The sequence below is a fragment of the Neobacillus solisequens genome (assembly GCF_051233465.1).
Classification (GTDB): domain Bacteria; phylum Bacillota; class Bacilli; order Bacillales; family Cytobacillaceae; genus Neobacillus.
Window position 1 is genome coordinate 148,913 of the sequence record NZ_JBKFGJ010000020.1, and the last position, 16,095, is coordinate 165,007.

The 16,095-nt window shown below is 32.9% G+C and carries 13 protein-coding genes, 9 tRNA genes and 1 rRNA gene; all 23 read right to left on the minus strand.

Translation table 11 applies throughout. The features are described 5' to 3' along the window. Positions 1 to 10 precede the first annotated feature (10 nt). Positions 11 to 952, minus strand: a complete 942-nt coding sequence (locus ACI3K6_RS19300) for a DUF4268 domain-containing protein (RefSeq protein ID WP_435556104.1) — start codon at positions 950 to 952, stop codon at positions 11 to 13. A 169-nt stretch (positions 953 to 1,121) separates the two neighbouring features. Continuing rightward, the gene (locus ACI3K6_RS19305; RefSeq protein WP_435556105.1) at positions 1,122 to 1,250 is read right to left on the minus strand and encodes a hypothetical protein; all 129 of its coding nucleotides are present in this window, start codon (positions 1,248 to 1,250) and stop codon (positions 1,122 to 1,124) included. A gap of 172 nt (positions 1,251 to 1,422) precedes the next feature. Further along, positions 1,423 to 2,442 carry a hypothetical protein gene (locus ACI3K6_RS19310; protein WP_435556106.1) on the minus strand — a complete coding sequence of 340 codons (1,020 nt, stop codon included), beginning with the start codon at positions 2,440 to 2,442 and terminating at the stop codon, positions 1,423 to 1,425. 167 nt (positions 2,443 to 2,609) lie between these two features. Beyond that, complete coding sequence (locus ACI3K6_RS19315) at positions 2,610 to 3,347, minus strand: type I restriction enzyme endonuclease domain-containing protein (protein WP_435556107.1); 738 nt, start codon at positions 3,345 to 3,347, stop codon at positions 2,610 to 2,612. Between the two features lie 195 nt (positions 3,348 to 3,542). Beyond that, on the minus strand, positions 3,543 to 6,677 hold the full coding sequence (locus ACI3K6_RS19320; protein WP_435556109.1) for an AAA family ATPase: 3,135 nt from the start codon (positions 6,675 to 6,677) through the stop codon (positions 3,543 to 3,545). Beyond that, positions 6,670 to 7,209: an ABC-three component system middle component 1 gene (locus ACI3K6_RS19325; RefSeq protein WP_435556110.1), complete on the minus strand. Its 540-nt coding sequence runs from the start codon at positions 7,207 to 7,209 to the stop codon at positions 6,670 to 6,672. The genes ACI3K6_RS19320 and ACI3K6_RS19325 overlap by 8 nt, the downstream gene beginning before the upstream one ends. Continuing rightward, a complete protein-coding gene (locus ACI3K6_RS19330; protein ID WP_435556111.1) occupies positions 7,199 to 8,524 on the minus strand; it encodes an ABC-three component system protein in 1,326 nt (441 codons plus the stop codon). The genes ACI3K6_RS19325 and ACI3K6_RS19330 overlap by 11 nt, the downstream gene beginning before the upstream one ends. Continuing rightward, positions 8,521 to 9,570, minus strand: a complete 1,050-nt coding sequence (locus ACI3K6_RS19335) for a ComEC/Rec2 family competence protein (protein ID WP_435556112.1) — start codon at positions 9,568 to 9,570, stop codon at positions 8,521 to 8,523. Before ACI3K6_RS19335 ends, ACI3K6_RS19330 begins: the two co-directional genes overlap by 4 nt. Positions 9,571 to 10,416: 846 nt before the next feature. Continuing rightward, entirely contained in the window at positions 10,417 to 11,058 is a 642-nt protein-coding gene (locus ACI3K6_RS19340) for an amino acid ABC transporter permease (RefSeq protein WP_435556119.1), read from the minus strand. A gap of 69 nt (positions 11,059 to 11,127) precedes the next feature. Further along, on the minus strand, positions 11,128 to 11,910 hold the full coding sequence (locus tag ACI3K6_RS19345) for an ABC transporter substrate-binding protein (protein WP_435556113.1): 783 nt from the start codon (positions 11,908 to 11,910) through the stop codon (positions 11,128 to 11,130). A gap of 18 nt (positions 11,911 to 11,928) precedes the next feature. After that, positions 11,929 to 12,651, minus strand: a complete 723-nt coding sequence (locus ACI3K6_RS19350; RefSeq protein WP_435556120.1) for an amino acid ABC transporter ATP-binding protein — start codon at positions 12,649 to 12,651, stop codon at positions 11,929 to 11,931. 699 nt (positions 12,652 to 13,350) lie between these two features. Then, positions 13,351 to 13,836 carry a hypothetical protein gene (locus ACI3K6_RS19355; protein ID WP_435556114.1) on the minus strand — a complete coding sequence of 162 codons (486 nt, stop codon included), beginning with the start codon at positions 13,834 to 13,836 and terminating at the stop codon, positions 13,351 to 13,353. A gap of 68 nt (positions 13,837 to 13,904) precedes the next feature. Beyond that, positions 13,905 to 14,525: a histidine phosphatase family protein gene (locus ACI3K6_RS19360; RefSeq protein WP_435556115.1), complete on the minus strand. Its 621-nt coding sequence runs from the start codon at positions 14,523 to 14,525 to the stop codon at positions 13,905 to 13,907. 354 nt (positions 14,526 to 14,879) lie between these two features. After that, positions 14,880 to 14,950, minus strand: a tRNA-Trp gene (locus ACI3K6_RS19365). 3 nt (positions 14,951 to 14,953) lie between these two features. Then, positions 14,954 to 15,038, minus strand: a tRNA-Tyr gene (locus tag ACI3K6_RS19370). Between the two features lie 18 nt (positions 15,039 to 15,056). After that, a tRNA-Ser gene (locus ACI3K6_RS19375) sits at positions 15,057 to 15,149 on the minus strand. A gap of 18 nt (positions 15,150 to 15,167) precedes the next feature. Beyond that, a tRNA-Met gene (locus ACI3K6_RS19380) sits at positions 15,168 to 15,244 on the minus strand. Between the two features lie 23 nt (positions 15,245 to 15,267). Continuing rightward, positions 15,268 to 15,343: transfer RNA gene (locus ACI3K6_RS19385), tRNA-Ala, on the minus strand. A 94-nt stretch (positions 15,344 to 15,437) separates the two neighbouring features. After that, positions 15,438 to 15,514 (minus strand) — tRNA-Arg (locus ACI3K6_RS19390). A 13-nt stretch (positions 15,515 to 15,527) separates the two neighbouring features. Further along, a tRNA-Leu gene (locus tag ACI3K6_RS19395) sits at positions 15,528 to 15,616 on the minus strand. A 5-nt stretch (positions 15,617 to 15,621) separates the two neighbouring features. Beyond that, a tRNA-Gly gene (locus ACI3K6_RS19400) sits at positions 15,622 to 15,696 on the minus strand. 13 nt (positions 15,697 to 15,709) lie between these two features. Next, positions 15,710 to 15,794 (minus strand) — tRNA-Leu (locus ACI3K6_RS19405). A gap of 78 nt (positions 15,795 to 15,872) precedes the next feature. Continuing rightward, positions 15,873 to 16,095: ribosomal RNA gene (locus tag ACI3K6_RS19410) — 23S ribosomal RNA — on the minus strand; the annotation flags it as partial.

Sequence of the window (16,095 nt, forward strand, 5' to 3'; positions counted from 1 at the left end):
CTAGGTCATTTTATTCCCATATCTGGGTGGAAATCTTCTTAATAAATGGACTAAAAACATTATCCCATATTAAAAATTTATTGGTTATTTGGTCTAACCCATTCTCCCATGTTTCTGTATCTAATGAACAATCATTTATATCTACTTGTATCCTACTTGACTTTTTTTGCTCCATTTTTCGCCATATTATTTTTTCACCAAACTCTTTTTCTATCTCTTCACGAAATTCAAAAAGATACTCAAAGATTTTTTTATTGAGTTCAATGTTAGACTTATCAATTACTAATTGTATAGAAGAACTTTCTTTCCTAACAATTATTGAATAATAAACCCCACCCACACCAGTTCCAGCATTCAACCAGTTATCATCTGTTGGGTTCACATTACTATAAATATTTGTTTTCTCATTAAGCTTTTCTAACAGGGCTTCCCAAAATTTACGACGTTTTTGATGCCTTTCTGCAATCCGTTTTTTCTCGCTTCCTAAATTTTTCACCTCTTGACTAGGGCCTACCACTTTTGTAAACAACGGTGAAACAGTAGTATCATTAACTTTCAAAACCTCAATTTTGTATAAAAACCAACTACTATCCACAGGGGTTACTTCATTTAACCATTCAAAAACCTCTATATGTTCTACCCTTGGTTCCGGGCTAATCCAAATAACAGTTTTAGCAGCAGTACCCACTGTATAAGTAAGAATTTGTCCAAGATGTGTGTGATCTGTTTTTTCAAGTTGATTTTCAATAATAGCACTATTTCCTTGTTCATCCTCACAATAAATATCAACATTGAATGAACCTATTTGTTTTTCAGTTTCAATAACATTTAATGTAATATCTAGTTTATCATTCAAAAAATCAATATTCTCTGCAAGCCATTTTGTAAAGTGCCTTGGCTCACTCTTCCATATGTCTCTGACATTTATAAACTCTAACTTTTTAATGTCCATGAAGTAGTCTTCCTTCCCCTCAGAATGACAATAACAAGCTTTATAATTTAAATAGAATTAAGTACCTTTCCCTAATCTGGGGGATGGGAAAGCAATTAAAGTCTAGCAGGATAATTTTACTATTTTAAAATTTGCAAAGGAAAGGAATCATCAATAGCTCCCACATTTACTATCCTTTTTTGATAAATGTTGGACAATTTCTTGGTATTGTAAATGAAGTAAACTCTTTACCCGCGCCTTCTTCTGGCTGGTTAATGATAGCTTCTCTTAAACTTGGATTACTAATACCAATAGGCATAGCACTATCTCCCTCATACATTGCATTAAGATGGTCTATGTATTTCCCCTTTGTCTTCCCACAGCTACATTTTTTCATTTTTAGGTCGAGGCTAAATATCTCGGTACACTCAAGGCATAATAAAAGTTTCATTTATATCACCATTTGTTTCAGCTTATCTACGCAAAACATTTTAATTTGATTCATAACAATAATACTCGTCTAAAAATTTATTCTTACTTGGAAAACCGGAGCAAATCAAATCTGACAATTTCTTGGATTGTTCAGATTCCCCTAATGTGTATTTGCACATATGTATTAATTTTTCTTTTTCAATTGGTAATTCATTTACCTTTAATTCCTCAAATAAATTAAACAATTCACCAATAACTCCAAGTATTATAGCTGTTTCACTAGTATAAATTAGATTTGACTGATTTTTGATATATTCTCTTTGGAAGTAACTCTTAAAATTATCCAACTCCAAATTAAAGTCCAATTGTCTATAACCTTCAAAAGAATAATTCTCAAGGTTTCTTTCTTCGATAAGATGCTGCGGGTAGCTATGGGTCAATTCCGTAATACCGATTTCTTTTGTATTTAAATCCGAATACTTGTTCCAGACATAACCATGTGAACCACCGCTACCTAAATCGTTAGTAATTATCAGCTTACCCTCATTTAAAGATGGATTGATATTGATTTCTATGCCGTACCTTGCATAACTAGCCACAAAACTACCATTCTTCCTTATATTACTTTGATAACCATTATTATTTACTAGCTTATAGATATCTTCAACGAAATTTTTACTACTCCCGGTAACTATATATCTAGATTTTCCTGTTAAATCAATAATACTGTTAGCTAAATAGAATTTTGCATAATACGCAGTAATTTCAATCCAATGCTGTAATCCGCCGTCATATAGCTTTAATGCACATAAGTAATTATAAAAAGCCTTGTAAAAGTTAAATAACGATTCATGTAACAATAACGCCTTAAAATAATCTAAATCTTCCTGTTCTAATTCAACTTCAACCTGATTATTATTTATAGAATTTTTAAACAGGTCTATGTTTTCAGGATATACTTTTTTAATAAAAAGGGGAACATTCCACTCGCTAGGTCTAGGAGGTATTCCTCTTATAGATAAACTCTTAGTCTTATAATCCGTTTCTTTATAAAATTCAATCAAACTTTTTCTATCCATACTTTCCCCCTTAAACACCTAATAAATTACTGTAAAGCACCTTATACTTTGGTTTATTTCTGTCCATACTTAAAATAAGTTGTTAGTGCAACTTGTAAGTCTGACAGAGAAGAGATGCACAAGCATCTCTTCTTTTTATCTTGTAAATATAGTGGGTACTTCTATGGTTACACCCTATATTTCTTAAAGTTCTCTGCCTGCTCAAATATCTCTTTAAAAATCTCGTCTTTAGGAACAGGAGGGTAATCGTTTTCAGCAAGCGTTAAAATAAGATCAACTTTCAGCTCTGCCTTAATATCATCTCTACTCGACCAGTCTGTATATCTTGCTTTATCCGCGATGATTACTTTTATTTCTTGTGATAGTTTAATAAGTTTGTCGTGCGGGTATTCAAATTCATGTTTCTCGGATATTGCTTTGAGAATATCGTAGAAAGCCTTTTCCTCATAATCAATTCCTAAATCCTTGAAAGAATCCCGCTCTTTTATTAGTTCTGCAAACAAATCAGCAAATTGTTCTGCAACATCATCCAAAACATCACTTTGCAAAGCTTGGAAGTCTTTTCTTTCATTATATTGTTCAACCAATTTTTTAAATCTTTTTGAAAAGTCGACACCCTGAATTTTATTGGTTTTTTTAAATTCCTCAATTGCTTTTGACAGTAGTTTTTGTAGAAGCTTAATTTTAGTGTTTGGTAGTTTGATTTTATTAATCTTAGCTAAGTATTCGTCACTAAATAAATCCGCATTATTTTTCGGATCATTTTTATTAAGTTTGAATACTTCTTCCACGCCCTCACTTATTAACGCTTCCTCCATCATCTGCCTTACTTTTTCATTCATTTGGGCAGTATCCGGAGCATCACCTTTTGCCCGTAGGTTGCTAGAGTGTAACATTGTTATCATTGAGTGCAAAAAGTGCGGTAAATCAACGTTTTGGATGTTCTTGGTTGTAACATCTTTAACGGGGATTTACCGTTTTTCGGGGGAAGACGTTAGCAAAATGTTAGCAATTGTATAAAGAATACCTATATTCTACAACAATTAATATTTGGATTTGATTGCAGATATTATGATGCGGTAGTGTTGACTACTCCAAATTTAAACCCTTATCTTTCCAAACGATTCTAATTCAATGAACTTTGAAGATGTGAAGTTCGGATCCATCTTTTTTCGTATTAATTTAAATAATTGGTCATTATGAGTAGAGAGAATAACTTGTTTGTTTTCCTTTGTAGTTATACTTCTTAACAAATCAATAAATGACAATATATTAATACTGTCTAAATGCTGAACAGGATCATCCATAAAAATCGTATTTAAATTATCTTTGTCTTCATTTTCTAATGCTCTAGCAATAAAAATACTTAAAGATAAAATATTCAATTGAGCAGCACTAAAATATATAACTGGAGCAACATCCTCTTCTTTACTACTAGCATAAATATTGATTTCTGGTTTTTCGCCTGAAAAATCCGGCTCAAACTTAATTATTTTCATATCAGGATGTGGCTCTATCCTTTGGTATATATTATTTATCGAGTACAAGTTAAATACTTCATTTATCCTATCCACTATATAACTTTTTCCAAGATTTATTGCAATACTTAGTTTCTCATTAGCCTTTTCTATTGTTGATAGTTGTTTAACTAGTTGAGCCTTTTCTTTAAGCTTTTTTGCCCTAACTAAGTTATTTTCTAGTATATTTGTGTATTCTTGCAATTTTAACAAATCACTTATTTTCGATTCAACCACATCTATTTTTTCTAATGTAGTCTTTTTTATATTTTGAAGTACCTCTTTTTGAATAGGACTTTCCTTAATATTTTTTGTCCAATTTAATATAAAGTTTGAAATACTACTGCTCACAATATTTTTCTTTGAAGTTAATTGTTCTGCTTGAGATCTAATTGAATTAATATCAATATCTTTTAATTCAACCATCAATTTTGCATTTTTTCTTTTTATATTCCTTTTTATTATATTATTTTTTTTAAAGTTATCCTTCATTTCATATAATTTATTATTTATTTGAACTTTATTGTAATCAGAATCTATATTAAGAGTATTTAATAGGTTAATAACATTTTGGTAGAGAGGATTTAAAAGTAACTCTTTCTTACTTAGATTAACTTCCTCAATTTCCATTTCTATATTTCGGATATCTTCTACCAATTTCTTTTGTTCTTTTTCGAGAATAGTATTTTCATTAGTTAATTTAAGTTGTTCATTTCGGGTTTCCGATATCTTCTCATTCAGCAAGTCTATATAATGTTTAGTTACATTAAAAAAACTTTCGTTCCCTTTTATAGAAATTCCAGTACTATAAATAAGAGTTTTTGATTTTTCAAATTCCTCTTTAAGTTTCTGCGTTTCTAGTTTCTTTTTGTTAATAAAATCAAGGTTCAGATTATTTTTCGCTTCTATAAGTTGAATATCATAAGATATTTTTCTTATCATCTTTCTAATTTCTACCCTAAAGTCTTGTAAAACTTCTTCCAGCTTTTTATTTGAGTTTTCAATAATACTTTCGTAGTTATTTATCTCCTTTAAAATTCTCTCTAGTCCAAAAATATCTTGAACTTGTGCATCAACCTTTCTTAATAATTCTTTATAATTACTGTATTCTTGTTTACACAACGGACATGATTTTGTTTGGGTTTCATCTACAAGCTTTCTTCCAATTTTAATTATTTGATTTAGTTGACTATTGAATTCCCCGAATTCCGTATACTCTTTTTTCTTTTGATTGAGGCTTTTTGTATCAGAATTAATTTTATCGAGAATTCCTTTATATTCAGATAGCATTTCATTTATTCTTGGATCAGATTTATAGTTATTTTCAATTAATAATTCTCTCTCCAAAAGTAAAATATTATTATAAAAGTTTAATTTATTTTTTAATTCATTGATACGTCCTTCTCTTTTAGAAATAAATATACTAGATTTTTCATGAAAATAATTCAACCTTTTTCTTGACCAATTATACTGATTATATTTAATTAGACTGTTTTCTAGCAATTTTTTTGAATTTTCATTTTCCCCTTCATAAGATATCTTCTCTTTAATATTTTGTTTATTGGTATTTAAATTTCTTTCTACTTCATTATTTGCTTTCACAAAATCAAGTAATTTTTTATTAAGATCATAAACTTTCTCTGTTAATTTGTTGATTGTTTGTTTACTATTAATAAAAAAATCGGTATTTTTATTAATGTACTTCAACTTTTTGTATTCGTTATATAAATTAATGCCAGAATTAATGTTATTCTCAATTTCCTGATTATTTCTTTCTATCTCTTTTTCTTTATCCAATATTAAATTTTTTTTCTTTAATTCTTGATCTGTTGTTTGTAGTTCTATAAGGTTATTTTCATAATCTTGAAAATTATTATCAATATTATTACAAATATCAACATAATTAACAGAGTTTTGTCTTTGTAACTCAAAATATGTTTTTTTCTCAATAATTAAGTTAACAAAATCATTGAGATGTTCTTCATTACACTGTTCACTAACTGCTTCCAGTTTTATTTTTTCATCTAGACCTTTATTAAAATTGGCAATAACCTTCTTTATGGAATTTAATATGTCACTTGAAACAACTAAAGTTTTTATTTCTTTTTCTATGCCTCTAAGTCTCTCCACAATTGAAGCTTCTTGCTTTTTTCCAGTTTGCAAAATATTAAGTAGATCTAAATATAAACTTGTTTCGTTATTATGGTCCCAAAAGTTTTTTAAGGTGTTATATCTTTCCCTTGGAGAAGCAAATCTTAAAAACGAATCAATTTTATCTTGCCCAAGAACATTTGTTGATAAAAACTGTTTAAAATCAATGTTCTTAAAAAAATCAGATTGCTCAACTATGGATCCGGGTTTATAATCAGTTTTCCTATTGTATTCTCCTATTTTCTTTGTATGGACCTCTATTACGTCATTTGTTTCACTAATGATCTTTACTCTTCCAAGTTCCTTATCAGTAAATTTATTTTTTAATATTACTCCTTGTTCACTTTCAACTATATTTTTAATTTTAGGATTATCTTTTATTCTATTTATTTCCCCTGTTAGGGACCATTCTATAGCGTCAAAAAATGAAGTTTTTCCAAATCCATTGGGAGCATATATTACCACAAGATTTGCTATTTTCCCATCAGGTGTCATAAAGTCGAAAAATTGTCTATCTTTATATACTCTAAATGAATCAATTTCAATTCCCATTAACCTTTTACTCAATCATAAACACCTCCAAATACATTTGAAAAATATCATCCTTGTCCTTTTTTCTTAGCAAATGGTACAAAATTTCGTCATTCTTTTTTACTAAATCTAACAAGTTACTTTCAGCAATACCAATTTTATTATTTTTCACTTTTATATCAAATAATTTATCAATTAGAAGATTTTGTATCTCAATTGTACTTAGAGGGAAATTTACATTTTCTATCACTAACTTTCTTGTTGAATATTTATTTTGTTCAATTTTATATTTAAGTTCTTTAGAGACCGAATCTTTACAAATAAAAACTATGTAAATATTCCAAATTTCAATATCCTTTTCCAATTCACTCTGAAAGTAAAGTGCGATATCACCCGTAATTCTTTTCCAAATTTTTTCTAACTCATGTCCATTTTCAAGTACTACAGTGAATATATGCAATTTATAATCAGTTTCATCTTTTATCCAGCACTCAATTAGATCATATCCTGTATTATCTTCACTTAATTCTTTAATTAATCGCATTATCTCTTCTGATTTATGGAACATCATTAAAAACCCCCGCTATACTTCTCTTAACTTCTTGTTTTATTTCACTTGGACTTTCTAAATCATCATCAAACCTAGAGAATTCGTCGAGGAATAAATCTATATGAATGCACTCTATTCCCTTATGATAATCTGGATCATCTATATCAATTTCTTTCTCATATAGTCTAGCTTTATCAATTTGTTTAAGAACTTTATTCTTTATCTTTGTCTGGTTATAACTTTTTCTTGGAGGGGTCTTCCCATTCATATTTATAACTATAAGATCATTCTTATTTAAATCGTGATATACTTCGTAATATAAATTCATAACACATTCTGATAATGTAGCTTCATTTGAAAAAAACATTCTAATATTTTGTAATGAGTCATTTTTTTCTCTAATCAACCTAAAATTATGTGGACTTGGAATATTACTAGTATCTAAATATAAATAAGTTAATAATGTTATCCATCCTTCCCACAAATTCCTGTTAACCATTTCCATCTCATAGGAATCATTGTATGGTAAAAAAATTTTATGTTTTAAGTTATCTATTAAAATTTTGGGATTTAAGTCTAATAAATTTGTTGCACTTTTTTGCAAGAATTTTTTAGTCATTCCCTCAATACGGTTAAATGCTGTTTCAATATATGTCTCGAAGCTCAATAAGTCCCCCGGAAAAAGTTCAGGCAAGCCCTTATTCTTTAAAATATCATTTACATTCGAAATTTTTAAAGCTTGCAAACAATTAAATGCTCCACCTTTTTCTTTTAAATCTGTAAATATACCAACCAAAAAGAGGTTATCAAAATGTTCTATATACAATCCTGCTCCTGAAAATCCCCTTATATTCGCAGCTGCATCTTGATCATATGAATCAATGTTCATCTCTGGGGAAAATTCAATTATTTCCTTTGACATATAAGTAATTTTACTAGGTAATCGTTGCCTTGTTTCCTCACTCATCTTCGTCTTTAATATATGTGGATATCCATAAATTCCTAATGAACTATTTATTGAAGGAACAGAAATTAAAGTCGTAGTTCTGATTGGAGTATATTCAACTAAAACTACTACAAGATCTAATTTGTCATGCTCATAAAAATCAATAACTTTAAGTAAATCCTGTTCATCATTTCCAATATATCTTTTAATTACTATGTCTTCTTGATTATATTCTTGTTTGTATTCTCCATAACCCTCTAGACAATGTTTAGCTGTCAATACATATGTGAACTCCTTAGTATAAGGTTGGAAAAGACAGCCACTACCACTAATGCCCTTACATTCAACTTTTACAGCTAACTCTTCATATTTTTCGAAAATATTCACTCTTGTTTAACCTCCACGGTATAATCCTTTTTGGTATCTAAAAAAATACATTCCATTCCATAATCTTCAATTTCTTCTTCCGTGAAAATATTCGAAACTGTACTATAATTGAAATAAAACCTAACTTTTTCAGTGGTATTTTTTACAATTTTTGCTAAGCACTCCTTATGGGGAAATCCATGCTTACTTCCATCGGTACTTACTATGAAATTTTTACATTCAATGAGATTAAGCAATTCCACACTTGTATTAAACTTACTACCATGGTGAGAAACCTTCATTAGATTTACTTTTAGCTTGTTTTTATTTGAATATCCTAAAGATCTTAATGAATTAACTACAATAGATGGATGAGAATCTCCTAACATCAAGAGTCTAATTCCATTAAATTCTAGTAAGAAAGCAATACTGCTTTTATTTGGAAGTCTTTTATCTTCTATAAATTTATTTTTTATTAGAGTTTCGATGCTAATATGATAATCTGTAACAGAGGACATTTTAGTATTTGTATCACATTCAATTTCCCATTTATTCCAAAACTCTCTTAACGTATCTATATCTGGAGATAAAATAGTAAAACACATTCCATTAATATCTTCTTTATTTCCTGAAACTAGTACATTTTCGTACCAAGAATTTGTCTTTTTTAATTCTTTCTCTAAACTCAGACCCTGCCGTATACTCATTTTTTTGTTATCTGGTTGAAGTGGAATAATCTTGGAATCATCTTCTTCAAGGGAAAAATAATTTGATATTATGCTACCAGAGTTAAACCAAATATTTTTAAAAATATTTTTATTGATTTTTGTATCTTGAAAAAGCTTAATTATTCCCGATATATGATCATCATCGGTATGTGTAATTACCAATAAATCTATTAATTTACCCTCCATAGAAATATTTTCAATTTCAGACTTTAGTCTTCTATAACACGCTCTCCCTCTACCACCATCTATTAATATATTCATTTCTTTTTCTTCAGTTAGTAAACTTATTAATAAACAATCTCCATTTGTAGCAGGCAATACCTTAACATAACTTTTCATTATTTTCCCCCAAATAATTTGTCTAAAAAGTCTACATTATAAATTTCTGTTTTTCTCAAATAAAAATTTTGTCTTGATACAGTTTTGATTAATCTATCTATTTCAATCCTGTAATCTCACAGTTTTCAACAAGCCATATATGCAAACGAGTTTTCTTTTCGTTATTTTAATTGTATATTTTCTCCATAAACCTTTCTACAAATTTTGCTATAATTTGCACATAAAAGAACATTTATTTATTCACAATTTCTTATTAATTTATAAGTATCCTCCATCTATGTTATGGCAGGGAGGAAGTAGTAACACTTGCCTATATCAAGAATCTAGGACTTTAGAATTTATGAATATATTTCGAAACTTTTTCAGAACTAAAAAATGCCACAGGTTACATGACATATTGTACGATAATGTCATAAAACCTATAGCATTTTTTGAAGGTATTTCCTTTAAGGCTTAATCAGTTTGGTCAACATACTTCTCAATATCCTCCATTATCGTCTTATGCGTGCTCTTACAGGGATAGCAATAATTATCACTTTGTCGATACCTTTCTTTAATCACCAATCGTTTCGTTTAATCCTTTGATCCATTAAAATAGCATAAATATAGGAGGGTGTTCCAAAGGAATTATACCTTAGAACGCCCCCCAAATTGAATCTCGCTACATTTATGTTGATACAATCACCAAAAGTGAGGAAATTCGGTCAAATCCATAATAAAGTGAATTAAGCTTCTTTTTTGTAATACTTTTAATTTACAACGTCAATTCTATTTTAAAACACATTATGTGGCTGCCTCATGATGATGGGTAATCCCCTGTTCAAATTGAACTGACCATTTATTATTTCAGGAAGTTAATTTTGAATCAACATCTAGGCGCCTTTCTAATTTTCGAAGCAAATAGGAAAAAAGCATGACAAGCACTAGATAATAAAACCCTACTACAATATAAGTGTCTAACTGCCGGTAGTTGGCGGCCGCTTCTGTTAACCCTGTACCCCACAAATCGGCCATCCCTACATAGGCAACCAATGAGGAATCTTTTAAGCCGATTATAAATTGATTGCCAAGCGGCGGGATGGACAGCTTAAATGCCTGAGGCAAAATGATACGTCGCATCGCTAGTGAATAGGACATACCGAGTGACCGTGCTGCCTCCATTTGTCCATTTTCAATCGCCTGAATGGAACCGCGAAAAATTTCCGCAATGTAGGCTCCGCTATGTATGGCAAGTGCCAATGCACCTGCCCAGAACTGAGAAAATGTGACGATGGACGCAATTCCGAAATATAGAATCGCAATTTGCACAATCAAAGGAGTCCCTCGAATCAGACCGATATAGAACAGTGCAACCTTGTTCAGCCATTTGTTGCTAGAGATTCTAAAAAAAGCGATGACAAGTCCTATGAAGCATCCGATTAGTAGCGAAGTAATCGTAAGCCTCAAGGTGAGAAGCGCCGCAAAGATAAATACATCATAGGTATCCATAAAAATATTTACGATGAACCTCACCTTCTTTACTCTTTTTTATTACTGTGCCCCTAAAAAACTAACACTCTACCACTCACCTAAAATACTGCGACCGAACCATTTTTTGCTGATTTTTTCATAGGTTCCATCTTTAATAATTTCATCTAGGGCCTTATTTAATTTGTCCAATAGCTCCTTGTCTTCCTTTCGTACCGCAATCGCCTGGTCATCCTGGGAGAGCGTTTTACCTACATCCTTAATCTTGATGGCACCCGCTTTAATAATCGGTAGTCCGATCATTTGATCGGTAATGACCGCATCCAGCCTTCCAGTCGGCAAGTCCATGAGTGCAGTAATGTCACTGTCATACTCAACTACAAGATTCTTATCTGTATTCTGCAGAGCCAAATCTTTATAGGTACTTGCCTTCACGACCCCAATTTTCTTTCCCTTTAAATCCGCTACCGATTTTATATCCTGGTTGCTTTCCGCCACAAAAATTTGTGCTCCGGATCGATAGTACGCATGGGTGAAATGAACTGATTTTTTCCGTTCCTCAGTAACAGTCATGCTTGCGAGAATCGCATCATACTTTTTCGCCTGCAATCCCTGAATCAATGTCTCCCATGGATTAGTGACCGGAACCGGTTTCATCTTCATCTTTTTCGCCAGCGCTTCTCCAATTTCCACATCAAACCCCTGCAATTTTCCATTCTCTTTAAAATTGAACGGTTTGTAGAGGCCGCTCATCGCATAGCGGAATTCCTTCTGTTCCGTACCGCTGCTTTTTTCAGACGTACTGCATGCAGCAAGCAGTAGTGGAATCAATAACAATGACATTAATAATCCAATTAACCAGCGGTTTTTCATGACACCACTCCTTCTTTTTTACAAAATACTTTTTAAAAATTGTTTTGTTTTCTCATTTTGTGGATTCTTGAAAAATTGCTCCGGTGGACCTTCTTCTAAAATTTTCCCATCACCCATAAATACGACTCGGTCAGCCACTTCCCGGGCAAAGCCCATTTCATGAGTAACCACCATCATCGTCATACCCTCCTTTGCCAGCTGCTTCATGACCAGAAGAACCTCTCCGACCAATTCAGGGTCGAGAGCGGAAGTCGGCTCATCGAAGAGAATGATACGGGGTTCCATCGCTAGGGCACGAGCGATGGCGACCCTTTGCTTTTGACCGCCCGAAAGACTTTTTGGATAGGCTGCAGCCTTATCGCTCAATCCGACCTTTTCAAGCATTTTCAACGCTCTTTCCTTAGCCAATGATTTGTCCAATTTTCTTACATATACAGGCGCCTCCATGACATTTTCAAGGACATTTTTATGGGGGAACAGATTGAAATGTTGAAAAACCATTCCGACTTCTTCGCGGATTTTATTTAAATTTGTTTTAGTCGGATCAATTTTTTCTCCCATTAAGAAAATTTCACCCCGATCGAACATCTCGAGAAAATTAAGACAGCGAAGCAGTGTACTTTTTCCCGAACCACTGGCACCGATGATGACGACAACCTCTTTTTCCCCAACGGAAAGATTGATTCCGTTTAAAACTACATGTTGGCCGAACGATTTTACCAGGTTTTTGATCGTAATCAGGTTTTTTCACCCCCTTTATTATCAGTCTATTCTATGATTGTTTTAATAATTATTGTAATCTCCTCTTTTCTGAATGTTTCGTTAATTAAAACGACAATGGTAATGGAAAACCCATTGATTTGGAATTAATGATATTTATTAGATCTTAAAAAATAGAATTTGGTTACTAAACTGACTGTACGTGATAAAAAAATAAAGAAGATTATAATTATCTTTATAAATATGGGATGTTAATGAGGAAAGCTGCCGGTGCAACAGTTGAAATTTTAGTTATAGGGGGAGAACGCTTCATCACCATGAACTCGTTCACATTTTTGCAGAAGAACTTTAAATGGTCAAAGCAACTGGATAACGAGGTATGTAAATGATCCTCAAAACAAAGGTAACCTTAGTGTTATGATTCTTGAGCTAGAATATGTTAATCATCTCGATTCTTGGTGCCCTGGTTTCACTAGCTCTAACTCTATGGCTTCGGCAGAACTTAGAAGATAAAATTGAACATGCGCTTAATAGAGCTTTGGCAAGACTGAACTCTATCGGAAAATTTCCCTGAATAATCAGACTGTTGCTCCTCAAGTTGCTACGTTGATTTTTAGCTGCTGTCTAGTTTGCGCTGTAAACAGCAGCTTCCTTCTGAAATTCAATAATCATTTGTTAAGATTAACAGTAGAAAAAATGGAATATGGACCATAATAGATCTTAGATTTTTTGTTTAAGCTTTTCGATGGTTCCTAGAATTTCATTTCTATTTTTTGCTAGTTTAACCCATTTTGGCAATCTTGCCTCAACACTCAAATAATAAGATCCAAATGGTCTTATACGTTTCCTTACATAATCCTCTACATGTCGAAGATGTTCTAGATTAAAAAACCAAAGATTATGGCCACAGCATTCCTTTTGGAGAAATATTGGTAAACCAAAGTACCAATCAACACCTTGTTTTTCATCAAATAAATCATGATTGTATTTCCATAAATTTTCCCAGTTTCTTTTAGGATGAATATCCTTTGTGAGTCCACAGTGACTGCACAGAAACCTTTTCGATTCATGTCCTAAATAACAAAATTCTTCTTTACCTTTTGCGTTGATTGGAGTAAAAACTCTCGCACAATGATCACACCTTGGACAAATAACTAAAAACAAATCGGAATACTCAATTAAGCTTCCACCGTAGTTTCCTAACAAATTTAGTGTTCCCCTTGATTCATTAAACATTTATAAATTTAATTTTATCCATATTTCAATAAACAAAATTAACAAGTTGCTAAATGAGACGTATCTCCTAACATTTGAACCTCCATTTTTTCTCCATCCCAATTAAATATAGAAAGACTTGTACCATAAATAAATGGAGGGTCCCATAAATTTTCAATAGATTTATTCATGACATAAGAAATAATTGTCTTAATAGCAACTGCATGTGAAACTATTAATACATTTCCATCATGGTTTTCAGAAATGATCCTATTAAAGGATTCTACTACTCTCCTTTTTAAATCTGTTAAACTCTCTCCTTGATGTAGTTTGTGATTGTATAAGTGCGGGAGATTCCAAAAATTATAATACTCATTTTTATAATTTTGTTCTATGTCTGCCTCATTTCTCCCTTCCCAGGCTCCAAAATATAATTCTTTTAAGTTCTCTTCCATGAAAATTGGTATATTCCTCTCCCCAGCAATATATTTTGCTGTTTGAAATGCCCTTTGACTAGGACTCGTATAGATTGCATTAAATTCTGTATTAAATAAACGGTCACCTAATCTTAGTGCACTATTTACTCCTTTTTCTGTAAGCTCTGAATCCTTCCATCCTTGTAAACGTTTTTCAGTATTCCAAAGAGTTTCACCATGTCGAGTTAAATAAATTTTCAGCATACCTTCCCCACCTAAATGTTAAAAAATTAATTTCTATTATATTTTAATAAAGGAGTATATCTTTAGTCGATAATGATGTGAAATAAAATTTGGTTATTTTAAAGTGGTTGATATCAGCTCTACCTATGCATAGCACTTTATGACTAAGGTATTTTTGCGATTTGTCTTCAACATAGAAAAAGATAAAAAAAACGCTCCTACAATAACTGTAAGAACGTTTAATTATATAGATATTAACAAATCTTTGTTGTTGAGGATATTAGAAACCGTACCTAGAGCGGGGACAGAACAATTTTTAAGTCGTGCGCGTCTGCCAATTCCGCCTCACCGGCAAAATAATTTAATAATAATTTACAGGGGCAGTAGGAATCGAACCCACACTGAAGGTTTTGGAGACCTTAGTTCTACCTTTAAACTATGCCCCTAAATGGTGGAGGGGGACGGATTCGAACCGCCGAACCCTGAGGGAGCGGATTTACAGTCCGCCGCGTTTAGCCACTTCGCTACCCCTCCAAAAAAGGCAAAAAAATATGGCGGAGGAAGAGGGATTCGAACCCCCGCGCGGTTTAACCCGCCTGTCGGTTTTCAAGACCGATCCCTTCAGCCGGACTTGGGTATTCCTCCATGATGCCATTATAAAATTGGTAGCGGCGGAGGGGATCGAACCCCCGACCTTACGGGTATGAACCGTACGCTCTAGCCAGCTGAGCTACACCGCCAAATATAAGAATGATTTAAAAAATGGTGGAGCCTAGCGGGATCGAACCGCTGACCTCCTGCGTGCAAAGCAGGCGCTCTCCCAGCTGAGCTAAGGCCCCATTGATTAAATAGTAGGAAAAACAGAATCTAACCTGCGACCTCTTGGTCCCAAACCAAGAGCTCTATTAAACTGAGGCTATATCCTAGAAAATATGGCGCGCCCGAAAGGAGTCGAACCCATAACCTTTTGATCCGTAGTCAAACGCTCTATCCAATTGAGCTACGGGCGCATTTTTAATTAAATGGTGCCGAGGACCGGAATCGAACCGGTACGGTAGTCACCTACCGCAGGATTTTAAGTCCTGTGCGTCTGCCAGTTCCGCCACCCCGGCACATCTGGAGCGGAAGACGGGATTCGAACCCGCGACCCCCACCTTGGCAAGGTGGTGTTCTACCACTGAACTACTTCCGCATATTGAATTAAATGGTGCGGGTGAAGGGAGTCGAACCCCCACGCCTTGCGGCGCCAGATCCTAAGTCTGGTGCGTCTGCCAATTCCGCCACACCCGCAAATTAAATTGAGGTTTCATTCCCTCAAAACTAGATAATATAGAAGAAATTTAGTAAAAACGAGTTTGCCTATAGACTTTGGTTAAGTCCTCGATCGATTAGTATCAGTCAGCTCCACGTGTCACCACGCTTCCACCTCTGACCTATCAACCTGATCATCTTTCAGGGATCTTACTAGCTTAACGCTATGGGAAATCTCATCTTGAGGGGGGCTTCATGCTTAGATGCTTTCAGCACTTATCCCGTCCGCACATAGCTACCCAGCGATGCCTTTGGCAAGACAACTGGTACACCAGCGGTG

What these genes read in the sequence shown, in the direction of transcription:
- ACI3K6_RS19300 (WP_435556104.1), bottom strand. Translation starts at nt 952, where the DNA reads ATGGACATTAAAAAGTTAGAGTTTATAAATGTCAGAGACATATGGAAG.
- ACI3K6_RS19305 (WP_435556105.1), bottom strand. Translation starts at nt 1,250, where the DNA reads ATGCCTATTGGTATTAGTAATCCAAGTTTAAGAGAAGCTATCATTAAC.
- ACI3K6_RS19310 (WP_435556106.1), bottom strand. Translation starts at nt 2,442, where the DNA reads ATGGATAGAAAAAGTTTGATTGAATTTTATAAAGAAACGGATTATAAG.
- ACI3K6_RS19315 (WP_435556107.1), bottom strand. Translation starts at nt 3,347, where the DNA reads ATGATAACAATGTTACACTCTAGCAACCTACGGGCAAAAGGTGATGCT.
- ACI3K6_RS19325 (WP_435556110.1), bottom strand. Translation starts at nt 7,209, where the DNA reads ATGTTCCATAAATCAGAAGAGATAATGCGATTAATTAAAGAATTAAGT.
- ACI3K6_RS19335 (WP_435556112.1), bottom strand. Translation starts at nt 9,570, where the DNA reads ATGAAAAGTTATGTTAAGGTATTGCCTGCTACAAATGGAGATTGTTTA.
- ACI3K6_RS19340 (WP_435556119.1), bottom strand. Translation starts at nt 11,058, where the DNA reads ATGGATACCTATGATGTATTTATCTTTGCGGCGCTTCTCACCTTGAGG.
- ACI3K6_RS19345 (WP_435556113.1), bottom strand. Translation starts at nt 11,910, where the DNA reads ATGAAAAACCGCTGGTTAATTGGATTATTAATGTCATTGTTATTGATT.
- ACI3K6_RS19360 (WP_435556115.1), bottom strand. Translation starts at nt 14,525, where the DNA reads ATGCTGAAAATTTATTTAACTCGACATGGTGAAACTCTTTGGAATACT.